General features: G+C 77.5%; 2 protein-coding genes. One reads left to right on the top strand and one right to left on the bottom strand.

The annotated features are described in order from the left end of the window. The coding region (locus AB0J52_RS41125; protein WP_500188677.1) for a WD40/YVTN/BNR-like repeat-containing protein at positions 1-726 on the bottom strand (726 nt) is incomplete at its 3' end. Positions 727-895: 169 nt separating this feature from the next. Between AB0J52_RS41125 and AB0J52_RS41130 the strand changes: the two genes are divergently transcribed. After that, the coding region (locus tag AB0J52_RS41130) for a hypothetical protein (RefSeq protein WP_500188679.1) at positions 896-1,290 on the top strand (395 nt) is incomplete at its 3' end.

A 1,290-nucleotide genomic window follows, 5' to 3' on the forward strand; every position in this document is an offset into this window, starting at 1 on the left:
CGACCGCGACGCCGTGCTGGGCAGCGGCGCGTCCGAGACCGTCCAGGTGCGGCCCCGGTCGCGGCTGTGGAACACCCGCGAGCGGTCCCCGCCGCCGGTCGCGATCCACGCGTCGCGGGAGCCGCGGGAGACCAGGCACTGCCCGCTGGCGGCGAACCCGGCCTCGCCGGGCAGCGCGGCGGGCATCCCGGCGCTCGGCAGCACCTTCCAGCTCCGGCCGCCGTCGGCCGTCGAGAGGATGCGGAACTTCCCGTCCACGGGGTCGCTGACGGCCAGGCCGTTGTGCCGGTCGAAGAAGGTCATGCAGTCGTAGAACGCCTTGGGGTCGGCGTTCCGGAAGCCGGTCGTCCAGGTGCGGCCGCCGTCGGAGGTCCGGTAGACCCGGGACGCGTCGCCCTCGCCGATCGCCAGCACGACGGCGTTGTCGGCGTCGAACGCCTCCACGTCGCGGAACTCCAGGCCCGCCGCGTCCGCCGGGGCCACCTTGGCCCACGTGCGGCCGCCGTCCACGGTGCGCAGGACGGTCCCGCCGCTGCCCGCGGCCCAGGCGGTGTGGCGGTCCACGGCCGCCAGGCCGCGGAACCGGGCCTGGACGCCGGTGTCGGTGAGCTTCCAGCCGGGGTGCGGCGCGCCCGCGTGGGCCGTCCCGCCGAGGCCGGCGGTCAGGGTCGCCGCCGCCAGGCCCGCCACCGGGAGGGACCGGATGATCTTCCGCGTCAGAGTCATGGCGCGGAAGGTAGCGAAGTGGGATCTTCACGTCCAGACCCGGCGATACAGCAGCGTCGCCCGGACGGCGCGGCGTCCGCCTCCCGGCCGCGCGGAGCGGTCGTGTGGACGGTGCTCCCGGCCGCTACTAAGGTGTGCGCTGGACGACACCGAGCGGACGGGGGTGGGCGTGGACGGGACGACGCCACGTCGCCGCAGGCTGCTCATGCTCCTGGCGGGCCTGTTCGGGCTCGTCACGACCGTCGCGTCCGCACTGCCCGGCGGCGCGGCCGCGGCTCCCGAGAGCTCCGCCACGGCGTCCGGCCTCCCGGGGCAGGACTGCGCGAGCCACTGTGCCCAGCGCGCCGCTCAGGACGGCACCGGGCGGGAACGCGCCGCCCGGCGGCCGGGCCAGGAGCGGGCGGTCCAGCGCAGCGAGGCGCTGAAGGCCGGCGCGGCCCTGTTCCACCGGTACTACGCGGCCGTCATCTCCCGGTACGAGACGCGGCCGGGCCTCGACACCGCCCGGCCCGCGCTCGCGGCCGCCCGGGCGGCCGGTCCGGGGCCGGCCGAAGCGCCCGCGCC

It is taken from the genome of Spirillospora sp. NPDC049652 (assembly GCF_040675125.1).
Taxonomy (GTDB): Bacteria; Actinomycetota; Actinomycetes; order Streptosporangiales; family Streptosporangiaceae; genus Spirillospora.